This is a genomic window from Pseudohongiella sp. O18, assembly GCF_021729085.1.
Lineage (GTDB): Bacteria > Pseudomonadota > Gammaproteobacteria > Pseudomonadales > Pseudohongiellaceae > Pseudohongiella.
Window position 1 is genome coordinate 501,201 of record NZ_JAJSAR010000002.1, and the last position, 17,365, is coordinate 518,565.

Here is a 17,365-nt window from a genome sequence, read left to right on the forward strand (position 1 = left end):
GTAGGGCAGCTTGGGACAGTCGGGCATTTTACAAAGAAAACCCGCTCTGCATTGCTGCAGAGCGGGGCCGTTACTGCGACGGCTAAGTCACCTACTCAAAGCTGAACGCTACCCGCGCATAAACCACACGTCCCAGCACATCCTGTGATTCGGCAGCGACACCGGCAATCATGCCTGTCTTTTGTGGCATACGGTCAGTCAGGTTGCGAGCGCCAATGGAGAGACTGATATCGCTGCCAAATGCTTCCAGCCCACGATAGGAATAGAACATGTCCAATTGTGTCCAGGCTCGCAGCTTGTCGGTTGGCCCGCCCCACTCAGCGCCAGGGAAGAATCGCTGAAAACTGAACTCATTGGCATCGAAGATCACTTCGTCGATGTAACGGGTGGTTGCGTTTAGCGAATGCCCACCCATCGTCCAGTTGATACGCAGATTTGCTCTGAGCTGGGGAATGGTCGGCACGGCACCAAAATCGTTGTTCTGCTTACCTACGGCCTCCATGCGGGGCAGGTCATCGGCTAGCTGGAAGGTATAGGTGTCCATGTAGGTGGCCTGCAACTGGACACTGATGTCGCCCCAGCCGGTCAAATTCCAGTCATCCAGGCTGAAACCGTAGTCGAGCTGAGTATCCCAGGCGCGCACCAGCATCGATGATGCATTCGAATCGCTCTGCAATATGCGATCTGGCGTTGTGATATCGCCAGGATTACGAATGATGCGTTTGTCTGAGCGAGGGTCATTAACCCAGGCTTCCAATTGGGCAATTGTCGGATAGGGGTTGGCATCCGTTGGATTGAAGCCTGTGGCGGCGCGGAAATTACGGTAGTCCGAGCGAATGATGTCCTGGGTAGTGGTGCTGACGATTCGATCGGCAAAGTCAGTCTCACTCCAGGTGATCGACCAGGTCAGGTTGTCAAGGAGAGCCAGGTCCACACCAAATGAAAGACTGTCTGAGGTCTCCGAAGTGAGCCCTGGATTACCGGTTCGACAGGACGTGATAAAACCCTGGAACTGAGTAAAGAGATCATCCACATTACTCAAACCGCAGCTTTCGGGTGAATTCAGCTGAGCAAGCGTTGGCACGATAAAGGCCTCGCCGCGGGTGGCGCGCACACTCAGCCAGTCTGTGGGCACATAGACCAGGCCAAACTTGTCGACCACGGCGCCTTGCCCGGTGCTGAAACTCTCATCGCGCACGGCAGCCGATACCTCCAGGTTCTCCAGTACTGGAAACGCGAGCTCGGCGAACCAGGAATTACTGAAACGGCTCTGACTGTTAGGCAGTGCCTGCACTCCGATCAGCTGATCATTGCGTATCGATGTTGCGGTAGGGCCATCCTTGTCAGTTTCCTGGCGGCGTTGATAGCCAACTGCCATAGCGACAGGTCCCCCAGGAAGCTCAAAGTCCCCAAGCGGCACCGCGCCATTCAATATAAGATCAAACGTTTGAAGTGCATCACGGTCGTTAAGCTGATCCTGAGTAAAAATGGCATCCGCCACGTGCTGAGGCGTTCTGAAGCGCGGATCAATCGCGCCGAACGGATTAAAACAGCTATCGACATCGTTGATGACGTCGCAATTCAATCCCTGCGCCAATGCACCCAGGCTGAATTGCTGAGTGCTGTTGCTAACGTTGTCGTAATGACTGTAGACATAATTGGTCGTTCCCTCCCAGTCATTGAGGAAGGGGACTGCGAAATCCAGCCCGGCTGCAAAGCGAAATGCACGCCGATCCCCATGATTGATCTGCACATCGCCATGGCGGGCCATCTCAGAGGGCAGTGTGTTGGCGGCTGATTTACCAAATGGCAGCCATTGCGATCCATTGATAGTGACATCCTCACTGAACGGTACTCCGCCCAGCGGATCGTTATCGATTGATGCAAACCGGTTATTGGCAAGCTGCACCTGACCCGACGCGTCCCTTCGCGGCAGGGGACGTCCATGGCCGTCAGTGACGATTGCTCCCGAACTATCCCTGAGGGGCTCAGCAAACAGATCTGCGCCAGTAGAGCTTCTGGCCCGGAAGGTGTTGCCCGGCAGTTCGCCGCGTATTACGGGGATGTCGGCAGTTCTGGCGCCAGGATTGCCGGTATTGTTCCGGTTGCGTGTTACCTGTCGATTCCAGATTAACTGGGACCTGAAGCTGGTCTCAGAGTTAATATCCCAGTTCAGATTTCCATACAGCGAGGCTGTATCAAACTCTGGCTGGAAATCACGGGTATCGCCAAAGCTGAAAAAGCATCGACCACCCAGTGGATTGCCCCAGGGATTGTTTCCTGGGCTTACCTGATCCGGTTCGGTCTGATATCCGCAGCTGGGATCGACCCGGCTCCCTGCGGTGCCGGTCAGATTGCCGTTCGCATCGCGATTGGGGACCAGAAAGTTGCCCGGATTGGAGCCGCCATTGTGTGTCAGGCCTGATCGTACATAGTCAGGGCGCTCCGCCCATTCCAGAGTGGAGGCGTCAACATAGGATCCTGCCACGACGAGGTCGACGGGGCCAAGGCTGCGTCCACCGAGGAATGAAATCTCTGACTTGCTATAGTCACCGCGGCTGTCGCCTTCTTCGAAATACTCTAGCTTGACGCCGTCGTAGGATGTATACGGGATAAGATTGACAACTCCCGCGACTGCATCCGTTCCGTACAATGCCGCAGCCCCGTCGGTTACAACCTCTATTCGTTGCAAGGCGGAAGCTGGCAGCATGGACTGTACGTTATCAGTAGCTATCCGTTTACTGTCGATCAGTGTCAACGTGGCGCGAGGTCCCAGGCCGCGCAAATTGAAATTAGAGGTAGTACTTGTGACGCCCTGAATGGAATTGGTCACAGCAGTACCGTTATTAAATGTCAGATTTTGCACAACCTGAGCCATATTGACAGTACCCTGGGCTTCCAGGTCTTCGGCATTGAGCTGAGTTACTGGTGATGCGGCATTCAGGCCTTCACTACGGCGTATGAATGATCCTGTGACAATTATCTCTTCCATCTCGGGTGAGTCAGATTGAGCATGACCTTGTGTCGACAGGGTAAAGAAAGTCATTGAAATGGCTGTACACAGCAAGCCGGTCTTTCTTTTGAAACAGGGTAACTGTTTTGGCAGGTGAGAAAGCATCTTGGGCCTCGTCTGATTATTGTTATTGATCGTTTTCGGAACAGAACGCTCAATCGTATTACCATACAAGGCTGGCAGTGATGTCTTGCGTAAAATGAAAAAAGTTATGACGAACTTTGGAAACGTTCGATTACAGAATTCGTCAGCCGACGTATTTTAAATTTTGTTCAGCAATGCCAACTGGGTCACAACGAAACTGGAAAATGGCGGTTGTAGTGATTGCCAATTCAATTCAGGTCGACTATCTTCGAAGGATAATAAACAATAAAAGTCAGGCTTTAATGCAGATCGTATTGCACTATTCAGTTAGTGCACTCGCTGTCTCCCAATTGTTGTTCATGGGACTGAGCAGCCTCGTGCACTATCGTCACCAGACGCTGGCACGCCTGATGGCGCTATACAGCGTGGGTCTGATTTTCTATATCATTCTCGTGATGCCCGTCACAGAATTTGCTCCCACGGCGGCGCAGCAAACTTTTCGAGCGTTCGCCAGTAGTACCCCATTTCTCTTGTGGTTGATCAGTCGACATCTATTCATGGACCAACATGGCACGCCGGCCTGGGCCTGGGCTACGCTAGCGGTTTATGTGAGTCTGCGAGTGATCGGCTCGATCCTGATTTCTACCACGGGCGAGCTTCCTTTTTTATCGCAGCTATTGCTTATGCAACTGCCTTTGGCAGTCATGCTCGGATTTACGGTACATGCGATATATCTGGCGCTAAAGCACTTCAATTCTGATCTTGTAGAGTCACGCAGGCGACTGAGGGGGCCTTTTGTTGTTTCCATGGGTTTAATAGTCGGTGTGATTGTCGCCTCTGGTTTTTTCTATTCCGTCCCCGGCGCTGTGCGAATTGGATTTTTTACTGTTATTTTTGCTTGTGCACTGTTTTTTAATATTGTCATCTTCCGGCTTCATCACGATTCGCCGCAACTGATCAGAAACAAGGCGGTCGGTGTGGCACATAACATCAATCTTGCTGATTTTGAAAGTCGGTCTGATAAAGCTCTTCTGGAGCGATTAAAGTCAGCAATGGAGAAGGACCAGCTTTATACCAAACTCGGTCTAACGATTAAGGATCTGGCAATGGCGTTGGGAATTCAGGAATATCTGCTGCGGCGCTTCATAAACAAAAAAATGCACTACCGTAACTTTAACCAGTTTCTCAATGAGTATCGTATCAACAAAGCCACCGCGCGCCTGATAGATCCCTCGGAGTTTGATACGCAGATATCCAATATCGCTTTCGAGGTTGGGTATGCCTCGTTATCTTCATTCAACAAGGCGTTTAAGGAGAAACATGGCGTCACGCCAAGTGCATTTCGAAACCAGCTTGGAAGCCAGGAGTTTGACGAAGAGCCATGGCTGACTCAACAGATGTAAGGAAAGCGCTGCAATTAGATAGTGAGCCGTTCACAGCATAATAATCAGGAGGTCGGATTGAGATTTGATCCCCGTTTGTGGCGATTGAGAAATTTGCATTTGATCATGTTGCTGGTCGTGGGGTGCTCGGTTGCCGAGCCGCACGCAATCCGTATAGAGTCAATGGCGGACAGCAATCAGAGTTCGGCAATCGCTGTTGATCTTGTCGCTGTAAATGATCCAGTCTTGACGTCAGAGTTGAAGTCACTGTCCGGGCCCGACTGGTTTGAGCGAAGAGCCGAACTGTTGGCTGCTCATGCAGACAGACTGTCTGTCGTCAGTCTCCAGATCGTACCCGCATACGTGGTAACTGAAGTTGAGAGACCTTCTTGGCACCGAAGTGCTGAGACAGTCTTGCTGTTTGCCAATTACCTGTCTCCAGCCGGTCAGCACGCATCGGTGCTAACCGGTTATAAGCAATTACTGATTCGCTTTGAACGCGACAGCTATCAGCTCATCGAGTCAGATTGAAAGTTGTTAACAATCGCCGGATAGCGCAGCACAACCACTAACCACACACTGGCCAGCATCAGTGACTGAAACCAGAAACTGGTCAGCACTGGTCCGAAAAAGTTTTCGCCGCGGATGATGTGAAACAGGATGGCGCCACCCAGGTGCGCACTCAGGAACAGGGCGCCGATGATTGAAGTTCTGGGAAGCGCGTAAAGCAGTGCTGCCGTGACCTCGCCCAGCCCGATCCAGAACACCCAGGGTGCCATGGCTTCGATGCTCGCCAGCGGGTTCGCACCGAGCATTTTGGTAGAGCCTGCCAGCAGCAGGAACATCGTGGCTGGCACGACCAGCACCCACGCAACGATCCGGCGTGTCTTATGACTGTCTTGCATTAGTCGAGTCCCTCTGTGGATTTTATTGAGCGGGTTCCAGTCGCAGTACCGCGCCGTTTTCTTCCTCGGTCAGCAGATAGATAAAACCGTCGGGACCCTGAGCCACATCTCGCACGCGTTGATGGAGTTCCGTGACCAGCGTTTCGCGCTGCAGCTCCCACATGTTGTCATTGAACACAACCCGCTCAAGACCACCGGTGCCCGGCAGGCGGCCGCGCTGGATGCTGCCGGCAAACAGATTGCCCTGCCATTGCGGGAAGGCATCGCCGGTGTAAAAGATCAGGCCGGACGGGACAATGCCCGGCTGCCAGATCAGCAAGGCTGATTCAAAACCTTCCTGGGGTAATTTGGCCATGGGCTCGCCATCGTTATAGCTGCCATAGCCGTACAGCGGCCAGCCATAGTTGCCCCCGGCCTTGATAATGTTCAGTTTGTCGCCGCCCAGTGGACCAAGTTCGGCGTGGAACAGCTCGCCGGTCGTCGGGTGGATGGTGACAGCATACTGGTCTCGATGACCATAGGAATAGATTTCCGGTCGCACATCAGCGCGGCCCACAAAGGGGTTGTCTACAGGAATGCTGCCGTCTGCGTTCAGACGCAACACCTTGCCTTCCAGGCGCATCAGATCCTGTGCCAGCGGACGGCGGTCCATGGCGCCACCCACGGTGACGAAAAGTTTGCCATCCGGCGCAAATACCATCCGCGAGCCGCCGGAGATCGTCATCGGTGTGCCGATAAATAGCTGCTCAAAGTCTTTGAGCTGATTACTGCCGTCGTAGCGGGCACGACCGACCGTGATGGCATATTCACCCTCGGTTTCCAGGGCGGTGTGGTAGCTCAGATAAATGAGCTGGTTTTCCGCAAAGTCCGGGTGCGCCTCAACATCCAACAGCCCGGAATGAAAGCCCGTGCGGATCTCCGGGAGACCCTGCAGCGGCCGGGGATCAAGCGTGTCGTCACGGATGACACGCAGGGCCGGCGTGTAACGATCCGTGATCAGGATATCGCCAGTAGGCAGGACTGCGAAGGCAAACGGGCGCGGTATGCCCTGCGCGATGACCGATACGCGAACGTCGGCGTTAACAGTTTGCAGGACAGTTGGCGAATCTGGTAACGGATAAGGTGTCGGGCGGCCCTGGGCCTGGACAGGCGCGGCCAGGATCGCCTGAAGCGTGATAATGGCGAGGGCCAATGTAAAACGTAGGTGCATAGCGTCAAACTCTGGTAGTGGTATTTGTGAATGGATTCAGTTGGAGAGAGTGGAGCATACGGCAATAGGGCAACGTCGGAAAGCGCTGTATCAGTTTTGTTCGCTGAAGCTCTTGGCGGCCTCGAATAAGTGAGCTGTTCGCGGTGTATGATGAAGCGACCGAATTAATGTCGTAGTTGTAGAGGGAACAATGCCTGCTGAATCCGCTATCAAACCGTCTCGTTTGCACTTTGGGCTCTACCTGTGGCTTGCCGGGATGCTCGGTGTTGTAACACTTACGATCATGGTCATACCGCAGCAAACCGCTAACGCCGTGTTACCCGTGCCCTTATGGCTGGTGACCCTGGTGAGTATCCTGCAAAGCGGACTATTGCTGGCAGTGGCTGTCTGGTTGGGATTGCGACTGGCGCCAAAGCTCGGCCTGAGAGCGGATGCGTTTCTGGCGGCGGCGACCGGCGCTTCGGTGGTTGATGCCCTGAGACCACAGTGGCGAGTGGGGTTGCTGGGCGGCCTGGCGGGTGGCGTCGGCCTGTTTCTGTTTGCAATGTTTACACCCGTCGTGTTGTCGGAAGGCGGGCAGGCGTTTTCCTTGCCGCTGGTCGCCCGCGTGCTTTACGGCGGCGTGACTGAGGAACTGTTATTGCGTTGGGGGCTGATGAGCCTGCTGGTCTGGCTGCCATGGCGATTACTGCAAGGCAAAACCGGCGAACCTCGCCAGGCTTACGTATGGTTTGCGATACTGTTAAGTGCAGTGATATTCGGTATCGGTCATCTGCCTGCTGTGGCAGCCATGCTTGGTGAGTTGACGAGCGAAGTTGTTCTGTTCATCGTGGGTGCAAACAGTGTATTTGGTGTGTTGTTCGGCTATCTGTTCTGGCGATACGGGCTTGAGGCTGCGATTATTGCCCATGGCGCGTCACACATTGTCAGTTTTGTGATGATGACCCTTGTTATGTAAATCCAGCGGAATGGTTCAACACCGAACAGGTAAGACAGACAATGCAAACAGGTCAATTGACTTTCTTCTGCGGAAAAATGGGCGCAGGCAAATCCACAAAATCGGTGGAAATTGCCAGGCAGAGTGGGGCAGTGCTGCTGTCAGAAGATGAGTGGCTGGCGTCACTGTATCCGGGCCGCATTCAGATGCTGCAGGACTACATTGAATATTCGCGTCGCCTTAAACCGCCAATCAAAAAACTGGTGCAGGATATTCTGCTTGCCGGAACCGATGTTGTGATGGATTTTCCGGCCAATACCGTGCAGCAGCGGCAATGGTTCAGAGATATTTATTCAGAGATCAATGCGCCGCATCAGCTGATCTTTATCAACCAGTCTGATGCGGTGTGTCTGGAACAGATCGCCAGACGGCGCGAGTCACATCCGGAAAGAGCAGCAACAGACACCGAGGAAATGTTTGCGAGCGTCAGCAAACATTTTGTAGCGCCCACCGCGGATGAGGGGTTCAATCTCGTCACCAACAATCAGGCCTGAGCTTCACGCTCTCCATGCGCTCCGAGCGAAATCACCGGGATAAACGCTGTGATCAACAGCCCGATCAGGCAAATCCAGAGACTGGCGCTGAACATTGATGTGATTGCGTTCGAAAACGCCGTTCGGGTGCCTTGCTGAATGGTGGTCACGGCAGCCTCAACCTGAGCGTCGACACTGGCATGGTAGGCGGCAAGATAGCGCTGCGCATTGGGAATTGCACTGTCAGTTTTGCTGCCCAGATATTCCACCAGTGGCGCCTTGAACTCATCGGGCAGCAGGGGGTTACCGACCACCTCCGAAGCGGCGCTGCGGTCACCGGCAAAAGCCTGCTCCACCGTCGGGGTATATGCGTCAAACCGGGCACGCACCATGTCCTGCACTGCCTGCGGATTCATGGCACTGGACTGCGCCTGACTCATGTTCATTGTCGCGCCGCTGCCTGCCATTTGTGGCAACTGTCTGGGAAGTTCAGTTGCCAGACTGCTGACCATGACTGCACCGAAGATGGCGACACCAACGGTATTGCCCACTTGCCGGAAGAATTGCGTTGAGCTGGTTGCGACACCAATTTTTGCAATCGGAAATGCACTTTGTACGATCAGATTGATCAGGCTTTGCGACGGCCCCAGACCCAGTCCAACCACAACCATGGCAATATTCAATTGCGTGAGCGTGGAACTGGCATCAAGTCGTGTCAGCAGATAAACACCGGCCACCAGAATGATCACACCACCGACCATGTAGGCCTTGTACTTGCCCGATTTTGAAACCAGGCGACCGCTGAGAATGCTGGTGAACATCAGTCCGCCCATCAGCGGCAGCATGGCAAAACCACTGCCTGTGGCGTCAACGCCGAGGACCACCTGCATATACAGGGGCATGAACATCACCGCGCCCATGAAAGCCATGCCGAGAATGAAAGAGGACAGATTGGCGAACACAAACACCCGGCTTTTAAACAGATCGAGCGGCATGACCGCATCAGGCGTGCGTGACTCCACAGCAATAAAGGCGACGAGCGAGACTGCGCTGAGTGCAAACATGCCAAGCAACTGGGCAGAGTCCCAGGCGTAACGGTTGCCACCCCAGGTCAAGGCCAGCAGGAAGGGGATAAATACCAGCAACAGCAGCGATGCGCCCAGGTAGTCGATTTTGCCACCCTGGTGGTTGTTCAGCGTGGGCATTTTTTTCGCCACCATGTAAAGTGCCACGAGTCCCAGCGGCAGATTGGCGTAGAAAACCCAGCGCCAGCCGGCTACAGGATGACCAAACCACACACCGCTGGCGTGATCGGTGAGCAGCCCCCCAATCGTCGGTCCGATGAGACTCGCAAGCGCAAATATTGCGCCGAACAGCCCCATGAACTTGGCGCGTTTCAGGGGCGGGTAAAGATCAGCGACAATACCGATGGCACTGGTGAACAGTGCGGCGCCGCCAACCCCTTTGACTGCGCGAAAGATAATGAGCTGCATCATGCCGTCACCGAGTAAGGGCAGGTCACCGAACTCACCACTCATGCCACAGAGCACTGAGCCGGCTAAAAAGATAGAGATGCCCCATACCAGGATGCGCTTGCGACCATACATATCACCCAGCTTGCCAAAAATTGGTACCAGGACAGTCGATGACAGCATGTACGCCGTGGTTACCCAGGCATACAGTTCCAGGCCATTTAGATCTGCCACAATAGTGGGCGTGGCGGTGGACAGGATGGTCATGTCCAGCGCGCCGAGCATGAATACAACAAGGATGGCGATCAGTGATATACGGCGTTGCTGATCCGTAATCGCGGTTTGGGTGTCACTCATGGTGGTTGTGTCCTGAATGGTGTCTTTTCTATTCGGGGGAGCTGGTCTTGCGCAGGGCATCGACCAGTTTTTTGTTCAGGCGTTCGTATTCCTGTAATTCGTCGGCACTCAGCGCATCAAAAATTGGCGCCAGGTAAGAGGCCGCATTCTCTGTTCGGGCTGCCACCAGCTGTTCATATTTGGGGCCCAGAGTCACAACGGAGGCACGGCGATCGCGCGAGTCCTGACTGCGAATCAGCAAGCCTTTGTCGACGAGAGAATTAACGACCTGTGTCGCGGCGCTGCTGCTGATCATGCGCGCTGCGGCAATCTCCTTGACGCTCATCGCACCCCGTGCGGCGATGGTCAGCAGTGTCATCTGCTGCGCCAGGCTGACATTGTCTTCGTTGTCATGGCACGACTGGTGAGCAGCTACCTGTTGCAGCATGGCGCGCCGGATGATCTGGAAGCTGCCAAGAATTCTGGAGATGGTCTGTTTACGGTTGGGCATGGTGTTCTGGCGTGGGTGGATAGCTGGAATATAGGTAAGTAACTTAATAGATAAGTAGCTTACCTATATCCATGTAATAGTCAAGATCCTTATCACCAGAGAGACTCATTGGGTGTCACCGAGGTACAGAAGATGCGCAATCAGAAAGAGGGATAACAAAATTAATGGCGGAAGGACATGGGAGTCGAACCCACCAGACGCGCGCTGCGCATCTCACCGGATTTGAAGTCCGGGCGCCCCACCGGGGACGATGTCCTTCCATGTATGGCAACTTAACACTTGCCTGGAGCGGCCTCCTCACGCCAGGCTGCCCGCATGTATCTTCGTTCATCGCGGTAGTATGTCACAGCTGCGCGATCCAGATATTCAAGCACTTTGATGGTCAGGTTGCGGCCTATACCCGAGAGGTCACGATACTCGGCAGCTAAAAAACTGCCGTCACTGCTATTTTGGCAAAGCTGTTGTGCCACCGCAGTAAGTTCATCCAGTTGCTCGGGCAGATAGAAGCGATTGGGAGCCACTGGCAGCACGTACCCCCATGTCTGCAGGCGCTGCATGATCGCGAGCATCTCGTCTCGCGGCAATCCCAACTGATCGCCGAGCTCTCCGACAATCGGCGGACGTAATCCCGCATTACTGATGATGTCACGAATCTGAGGCCAATACTTTTGATCCTCGACTGGCAGTTGCGGCTGATGATCAGGCAGTGCCAGGATGCTGCCGTGCCGCCGGAGCTGCCCGTCGCTCACCAATTGTTTGATGAGGGCCAGGCCGGTCGCTGGCGACAGCTCAGGTATCGCAGCTCTTAGTACAGACTGCTGGTGTGAGCCTAGCTGTTCAGCTTGTAGCAGGTGTGCCTTTCTCAGGAACTCCAGCAGCAGCAATTGTGATTTTTGCCATCGGTTTTTGCTGAGAGCCATATCACCCAGTTTTACGACATCGGACCCTGCCAATAGCTTGTTACTCTGCGATTCGCTCAAGTTCCAGCGTTGCGCGAATTTTGATATCTCAATCTCAGCCTGGTGTTGAAGCTCGATCGATAAGGCATCAGAAGCAGCACTGATACCAGCCAATTCCCGCAGCCGCGCAATAGACCCGGGCTTGCTGCGTCCGCGCTGACGCCCCTGCGGATCCAGTACCCGGCCGCCAGCCAGTGTAATATTGGCTGCAGGCTCACGCACGATCACTGTGTCACCGACAATGCTGTGCACCGGTTTGTCGAGCAACAGTTGTGCCAGCCCGGAAGATTCTTCCAGCCAGACCAGTCGACCACTGACGGCTGTGGCGCCGCTGAGAATCTGCAGTGTGCCACGGTGCACATTTTGATTCGAGAGCACGCGTAGCTGCACATCCAGTCGCTGACTGCTCTGCACCATGTCGGTCGCCAGCAGCCAGTCACCGCGCTGTGGGTGCGCCTCACTGATGTCGCCCGTCAGGTTTAAGGCACCGCGTTGCCCGCTGACGATTTCAGTTGCAGGTTCTCCGTCGATCTGGATGCTTCGCAGGCGTAGCTCACCTTCAGTGGCGGCCAGCCGCAGTGCGATTGGTTCTTTTGAGTTCAGCCTTCCATTGATCAGCGTGCCCGTTACCACACAACCTGCCCCTGGAACGGTGAACCGCCGGTCAATCAGGAAACGGGGTGAACCCTCTGTGGCGCGCGCCGGGTTTGTCTGGGCCAACTCCCTGACGCATGTCAGCAGTTCGCCCATCCCATAGCCGCTGACGGCATCCGTTACAACAACAGGCGAGCCTGCCAGACTGCTACCCTTAATAAGCGAACGGACAGCGTACAGGCAATCATCTAATTGTTGCGGGCTGGCGCGATCTGCAACGCTTATGACGATGATGCCGCGATCAATACCAAGCAGATCCAGCAGCGCCATATGTTCATGTGTTTGTGGCATCGGACCTTCGTCGGCGGCGACCACCAGCAGGGCGGCATGCGCACCGGCCAGACCAGCCAGCATGGTGCGGATAAATTGCAAGTGACCTGGCACGTCAACAAAGCACAGCGCGCCTGCCTGCTTGTCGTGAAGCCAGGCAAAGCCCAGATCGATGGTCAGACCACGGCGTTTTTCTTCAGCCAGCTGGTCGGTGTCTTTGCCTGTCAGAGCTTTGATGAGAGTAGTCTTGCCATGGTCGACATGACCTGCGGTAGCGATAATCACGCCGCTGTCTCCGGGACATAACGATGTGACCGCCACTGGCTGGCAAGGGTATCTGGTTCCTCAACGCAACGACAATCGAGCAGCACACTGTCATCGGCTATGCGACCTATGACTGGCACAGGCAGCTTTCTCAACTGGCTGGCGAGTTCGCGCAGCTCCCGACTGCGGGCGCGTTTGTTGCCCTGTTGACTGCGCAGGCGCAGTGAAGCACTGGGCAGTCGGTCCAGGGGCTGGGAACCGGAACCAATCTGGCTGAGCGTATCAGTTCGATCAACGTCGATGCTGTTGCCGGTCCAGGACCTTAGCGCAGGCAGAAGAGCTTCAACTGTCGCCCGGATGGCAGTTTGTTCCCGGGACAGCAGTCGCAGTACCGGGATTCGCTGGACGAGTGTCTCCGGGTTGGCGTAAAGTCTGAGCACGGCGGACAGGGCGGCCAGCGTGAGTTTGTCGCAGCGTAGTGCGCGTTTTAGCGGACTTTTTCGAATACGGGCAATCAGGTCTGCGCGCCCGGCTATGATGCCGGCTTGTGGTCCGCCGAGCAGTTTGTCACCGCTGAAGGTGACCACATCGACACCCTGGGCCAGTACATCGCGAACCACTGGTTCGGCCGGCAGTCCCAGCTCCTGCATGTCGATCAAAGAGCCACTGCCCAGATCCACCACCAGGGGGATGCCATGATCGTGGGCTATCGCAGCGAGCTCCGATTCGCTCAGGCTGCTGGTGAAGCCTTGCACAGCGTAATTGCTGGTATGTGCTTTAAGCAGCAGTGCGGTCGATTTGCCAATGGCATCGGCGAAGTCATGTTTATGTGTGCGATTGGTGGTGCCGACTTCGCGAAGTTTGCAGCCAGCGCGCCCCATGATGTCCGGCAGGCGGAATGAACCACCGATTTCGATCAGTTCCCCGCGCGAGACAATGACTTCCTTCCGCAATGCCAGGGCGTTCAGTACCAACAGCACTGCCGCAGCGTTGTTGTTTACGACGGTAGCAGCTTCGGCGCCGGTCAGACGGCAGATCCAGTCTTCGACATGAGCGTCGCGGTCGCCGCGCTGGCCGCTGTCCAGCTCATACTCCAGGTTGCTCGCACCGATGGCGACAGCTGTCATTGCCTCGATGGCTTCTGGCGGCAGGGGCGCGCGTCCCAGATTGGTGTGAATGACAGTGCCAGTGAGATTGAAAACCGGCTTGAAGGAGGGCGTCAGCCAGCCTTCGAGGCGGGCGCGAACATCAGAGAGCAGGGATTGTTCATCATGAATCAGGCCGTCGCGCCATCGCTGCAATCCTGAGCGCAGTGCACCCAGAACCAGCGTGCGGCCATGGCAGGCGATCAAATCTTTAACACCTGGCCAGGCCAGCGTTTTGTCCACCGAAGGTGGGCGTGAACTGGGGGCGCTACTCACATCCACGCCCCCGTTTCTGGATCAGCTGAGCCCGGTTGTCCCGTCGAGGTTTTGATCTGCACACAGCAGGCGCAGAATTTCACCCAAAGCCTCGTCGGCCAGGGTGCGCATTTCCGCATCGGTGCGGTTCTGTATCGGGTGCGGCACAAATACCATGGCAGGATCGAAACCCAGCGTTTTGCATTGTGCAGCTGCCGCATCAATAAACTCAGTGGAGGCAACTCCAACTCCCGGAATCTGTCGTGACTCCAGATCGGCTATGTCATGCATACAGCACGACGTACACGATCCTCAGTCAGCCAGACCTTCTACCAGTACATCCACTTCGCCCGCTATCTGCTGCTTGAGCTCAGTCGGGGCGGGGCGGGTGAACGTGGGTTTACTGTAGCGTTTTACCGAAACGCCGATTGCCGCCAGCTGTTCCTCGATACGATCAAGAAAGACATTGCCGCGCGGCTTGGAAATATCCAGCAGACCAACGACTTTGCCTTCCAGATTATCAGGTCTTGGCAGTCTCGCCCGCTCGGCCGGGGCGTTCTCGGCCGTCGGATCCAGCAGGATGGTATCGTTCATAATGTGACCTCTCGTGTGACAGGTGAAGAGCCTACCGGGCCAGAGGCGGCCCAGCCAGCGATGATCGCAGAAAACAGGCCGGCTGTGCCACCGGCGCGGACAATCAAAAGGCCACCCGGTCGAAACTTGGGGACCTGTTTATCTTTGAATTTTTCCGGAATTCCCTCGGCAATGCCACCGGCACCAATGACCAGTCTCTCACCGGGTGCCAGCAGCAGTTCTTCCAGCCGCTCTCGCAGGCGCTGTTTGGACCAGCCAGCTTCAATAAAAATACGGGCATGATCGGGTGCCACCACCAGCACGGCATCGCCCGCCATGGCCAGTTTGACATTATCCACCGCCCGCAATGATTCGGCGATAGACCGGGCCAGCGACTCGGGGTCGCGGGATTTCTGATCAATGATGCCCTGCACACCCTCGCCGGGGAAGATGGTGACAGCCGAACGGCCGGCTGGAATACCGCGTTCCTGCGCCAGTGGCAGCCAGTCGCTGTCTTCGGCCTCCGCAAAGCAGAAGGTGTATTTGCCGGGATTGCCGAGTGTGGCCCGGTCAATTTCCCCGGGTCGGCCGCCGCCGACATTACGTATGATCAGTTGTAGCGCCCGGCCAATCGTTGCGTTGGCGCGATTACCCTGTCCCAGGGCATTATTGCCGGAATTCATGCCGATGGCTTTGGCGATCGGGCCATTGACCATGATCATGGGACTGCCGAACATGGTGGTGCAGATCAGGCCATGCAGGCCAAAGTCATCATCCAGCGCCGCCTCCAGCGCTGCCAGCAGCACCGGCATGTATTCGGGTTTGCAGCCTGCCATGACGGCGTTGATGGCGACTTTTTCAACGGTGCACGGGACCAGGTCTGGCGGCATGATGCCAATGACTTCCTGTGGGTCACGCTGAGTGCCTTTTAACATGCGCAGGACGCGCACCGCTGTTGGCGGCACCACTGGCAGACCATCACTCCAGCCGCGAGCATAACAGGCTTCTATGGCATCATCTTCGGCGCTGACATCAATCTCGCGCGATTGCAGCTTTACATCGCCAAACGCCAGTTCGAGCTTCTCCGCGATGCCAGGTTCCAGCGTTTTAGAGCCGCAACCGGGGCGCATGACTGGCAGCTCTTCACCAAGGTCAGTGAGCCCGCTGATCGCCCGCCATTCCGCCTTGTCCCAGCCGTAAGTGCGCGCTGTTTCCCGCCCATTTTCAAAACGAATCAGGGTTGGGACAAACTCGGTGGTCAGACGCCACGAGTGTTCCAGGCTCTGGTCGAAGTGAGTGCCCGGCAGGCTGGCGGCAAATGCAGGGTCATCCTGGACGAGCACCTGAAGCGGGCCAGCGGCGGCGAGATCAGTCAGCAGTGGTTCGATCAGTCGGCAGGTAGGACAGTCTGCCTTGGCAACAACAACGAGGCCATCGGCTGGTAGTGAAGTCATGGAGCTGCCTTATCAAGAAAAATTATAGTTTTTACGGGTTCAATAACCCAGAAAGGTAGCGCCGGCGCGGGGAATTGTCCAGCCGCAACAGGCTGGCTGGCGTCCTGATCGGGATCGTGGTTCCTGACGTACAATGACATAACAGACCTGAATGCGGAGATTTGCATGAAATTGCGTGTGTTCTACGACGGCAGTTGCCCGCTTTGTGCAGCCGAAATGAAGCAGCTGGCTGCGGCGGATCGCCACGGCCAGGTGGAGCTCCAGGATATTACCCGGCCGGACTTCAGTGAGCGTTTTCCGCATATCGATCCGGTGGCGGCCGATCGTATTCTGCATGGCGAAACGGATGATGGGACCCTGCTGTACGGCCTTGATGTGACTGCGCGAGCCTGGCACCTGGCGGGTAAAGGCTGGCGGGTAAACTGGTTGCGCTGGCCGTTGGTTCGTCCCGTGGCTGATCGAGTGTATCTGTTTTTCGCCCGACACCGGCACCGTATCTCAAGCCTGCTCACCGGGCGGGAACATTGCGAGGCTGGCACCTGCAGCCCCGCCGAGTCCAGACAACAGTCGTCGCGGCGCTAGGCGGGGCTAACGCCGTCAAGGCTGGTCTTCGCTGACAGTTTCAAGCAATTCCTCTTCGCCGGTGATTGCCAGATATAGTGCCGCGAAAGAGGCCTTGATCCAGATCAGCGCCGGGAAAACACCCACTATCAGCAACACCAGGCCCAGAACGAATACAAAAATCGACACAATGGCCAGCAGGAAAATCCGCCAGGTGTGTCCTCGGGTCAGACGCCAGCTGGCTTCCACAGCAGCGATCGGATCCAGGTCTTCATCCATCACAAGGTAGGAGACAAACGCCAGGCGGCAGGCGACATAAATGCCAGGTATGATAAAAACCACCAGACCAATGCCAATCAGACCAGCCGTCAGCAATGATGCGAGAATGACATTTACGTAATTCTCGAAGCCATCAAAGATGCTTTTCACTTCTACCCGATCTCCGCGCACTCCTCGCAGGAAAATCATGTCAGCGCCGTAGTTGATGATGGGGTACAGCAAAACCAGGTATGCCGTCTCCAGGATACCTATCAGGGCTGAGACGTCGCCATGGTCGTCACCATCAATGTTGACCGGCATCATAAAAACGGTGAGGACCAGAACGGCCAGCAGGAATACCAGGAAGTTCTCCCGCATCTCGGACCAGCCGCGCCCAAGTGCATTACCCACGCCCAGTTCGAAGTCCTCTTTGCTCACGTTGTCGTGTAATTCATCGTTCATGGCGATCTCCACCTTTGGTTGAGTCTTGCAGGGAGAGTGAAAGGGCTCTCGTGATGCCAACACTAGGTCTGATGCGCAATACTGCAAACCTACCAAAGTAGTGATTTGTGTTTTTTTGCCATTTACT

15 protein-coding genes and 1 tRNA gene are annotated in these 17,365 nt (G+C 55.6%); 5 read left to right on the forward strand and 11 right to left on the reverse strand.

Annotated features, from left to right (window positions below; all coding sequences use genetic code 11):
* Window positions 1-91: 91 nt before the first annotated feature.
* Window positions 92-3,046, reverse strand: a complete 2,955-nt coding sequence (locus LVD14_RS09630; RefSeq protein ID WP_237133872.1) for a TonB-dependent receptor domain-containing protein — start codon at window positions 3,044-3,046, stop codon at window positions 92-94.
* A 188-nt stretch (window positions 3,047-3,234) separates the two neighbouring features.
* On the opposite strand from LVD14_RS09630, the gene LVD14_RS09635 reads away from it, so the two are divergent.
* Window positions 3,235-4,500, forward strand: coding sequence for a helix-turn-helix domain-containing protein (locus LVD14_RS09635; RefSeq protein WP_237133873.1), 1,266 nt, complete (start codon window positions 3,235-3,237; stop codon window positions 4,498-4,500).
* Window positions 4,501-4,557: 57 nt separating this feature from the next.
* Window positions 4,558-5,010: a hypothetical protein gene (locus LVD14_RS09640; protein WP_237133874.1), complete on the forward strand. Its 453-nt coding sequence runs from the start codon at window positions 4,558-4,560 to the stop codon at window positions 5,008-5,010.
* Here LVD14_RS09640 and LVD14_RS09645 read toward each other — a convergent pair.
* Both LVD14_RS09645 and LVD14_RS09650 read right to left on the reverse strand, forming a co-directional pair.
* Complete coding sequence (locus LVD14_RS09645) at window positions 4,989-5,384, reverse strand: DoxX family protein (protein WP_237133875.1); 396 nt, start codon at window positions 5,382-5,384, stop codon at window positions 4,989-4,991. The two genes, LVD14_RS09640 and LVD14_RS09645, sit on opposite strands and share 22 nt — an antisense overlap.
* Before the next feature lie 22 nt (window positions 5,385-5,406).
* Entirely contained in the window at window positions 5,407-6,594 is a 1,188-nt protein-coding gene (locus LVD14_RS09650) for a PQQ-dependent sugar dehydrogenase (protein ID WP_237133876.1), read from the reverse strand.
* Between the two features lie 190 nt (window positions 6,595-6,784).
* Here LVD14_RS09650 and LVD14_RS09655 point away from each other — a divergent pair, with 190 nt between their 5' ends.
* Together LVD14_RS09655 and LVD14_RS09660 are read left to right on the forward strand one after the other, a co-directional pair.
* Window positions 6,785-7,552 (forward strand): CPBP family intramembrane glutamic endopeptidase, encoded by a 768-nt coding sequence (locus tag LVD14_RS09655; protein ID WP_237133877.1) that lies wholly within the window; start codon window positions 6,785-6,787, stop codon window positions 7,550-7,552.
* A gap of 41 nt (window positions 7,553-7,593) precedes the next feature.
* Complete coding sequence (locus LVD14_RS09660) at window positions 7,594-8,085, forward strand: AAA family ATPase (protein ID WP_237133878.1); 492 nt, start codon at window positions 7,594-7,596, stop codon at window positions 8,083-8,085.
* Here LVD14_RS09660 and LVD14_RS09665 read toward each other — a convergent pair.
* The 7 genes from LVD14_RS09665 to LVD14_RS09700 all read right to left on the reverse strand — a co-directional run bounded on the left by LVD14_RS09665 (window position 8,076) and on the right by LVD14_RS09700 (window position 15,957).
* Entirely contained in the window at window positions 8,076-9,893 is a 1,818-nt protein-coding gene (locus LVD14_RS09665) for an MDR family MFS transporter (RefSeq protein WP_237133879.1), read from the reverse strand. The two genes, LVD14_RS09660 and LVD14_RS09665, sit on opposite strands and share 10 nt — an antisense overlap.
* A gap of 28 nt (window positions 9,894-9,921) precedes the next feature.
* On the reverse strand, window positions 9,922-10,383 hold the full coding sequence (locus LVD14_RS09670; RefSeq protein ID WP_237133880.1) for a MarR family winged helix-turn-helix transcriptional regulator: 462 nt from the start codon (window positions 10,381-10,383) through the stop codon (window positions 9,922-9,924).
* A 165-nt stretch (window positions 10,384-10,548) separates the two neighbouring features.
* A tRNA-Sec gene (locus tag LVD14_RS09675) sits at window positions 10,549-10,643 on the reverse strand.
* Between the two features lie 12 nt (window positions 10,644-10,655).
* Complete coding sequence (gene selB, locus LVD14_RS09680; RefSeq protein WP_237133881.1) at window positions 10,656-12,551, reverse strand: selenocysteine-specific translation elongation factor; 1,896 nt, start codon at window positions 12,549-12,551, stop codon at window positions 10,656-10,658.
* The gene (selA, locus tag LVD14_RS09685; protein ID WP_237133882.1) at window positions 12,548-13,951 is read right to left on the reverse strand and encodes an L-seryl-tRNA(Sec) selenium transferase; all 1,404 of its coding nucleotides are present in this window, start codon (window positions 13,949-13,951) and stop codon (window positions 12,548-12,550) included. The genes selB and selA overlap by 4 nt, the downstream gene beginning before the upstream one ends.
* A 21-nt stretch (window positions 13,952-13,972) precedes the next feature.
* Window positions 13,973-14,524 carry a UGSC family (seleno)protein gene (locus LVD14_RS15455; protein ID WP_272907268.1) on the reverse strand — a complete coding sequence of 184 codons (552 nt, stop codon included), beginning with the start codon at window positions 14,522-14,524 and terminating at the stop codon, window positions 13,973-13,975.
* Window positions 14,521-15,957: a thioredoxin family protein gene (locus LVD14_RS09700; RefSeq protein ID WP_237133885.1), complete on the reverse strand. Its 1,437-nt coding sequence runs from the start codon at window positions 15,955-15,957 to the stop codon at window positions 14,521-14,523. Before LVD14_RS09700 ends, LVD14_RS15455 begins: the two co-directional genes overlap by 4 nt.
* A 165-nt stretch (window positions 15,958-16,122) precedes the next feature.
* Here LVD14_RS09700 and LVD14_RS09705 point away from each other — a divergent pair, with 165 nt between their 5' ends.
* Window positions 16,123-16,539, forward strand: a complete 417-nt coding sequence (locus LVD14_RS09705) for a thiol-disulfide oxidoreductase DCC family protein (protein WP_237133886.1) — start codon at window positions 16,123-16,125, stop codon at window positions 16,537-16,539.
* A gap of 15 nt (window positions 16,540-16,554) precedes the next feature.
* Here LVD14_RS09705 and LVD14_RS09710 read toward each other — a convergent pair whose 3' ends face one another.
* Window positions 16,555-17,238 (reverse strand): DUF975 family protein, encoded by a 684-nt coding sequence (locus LVD14_RS09710; protein ID WP_237133887.1) that lies wholly within the window; start codon window positions 17,236-17,238, stop codon window positions 16,555-16,557.
* Window positions 17,239-17,365: the final 127 nt, after the last annotated feature.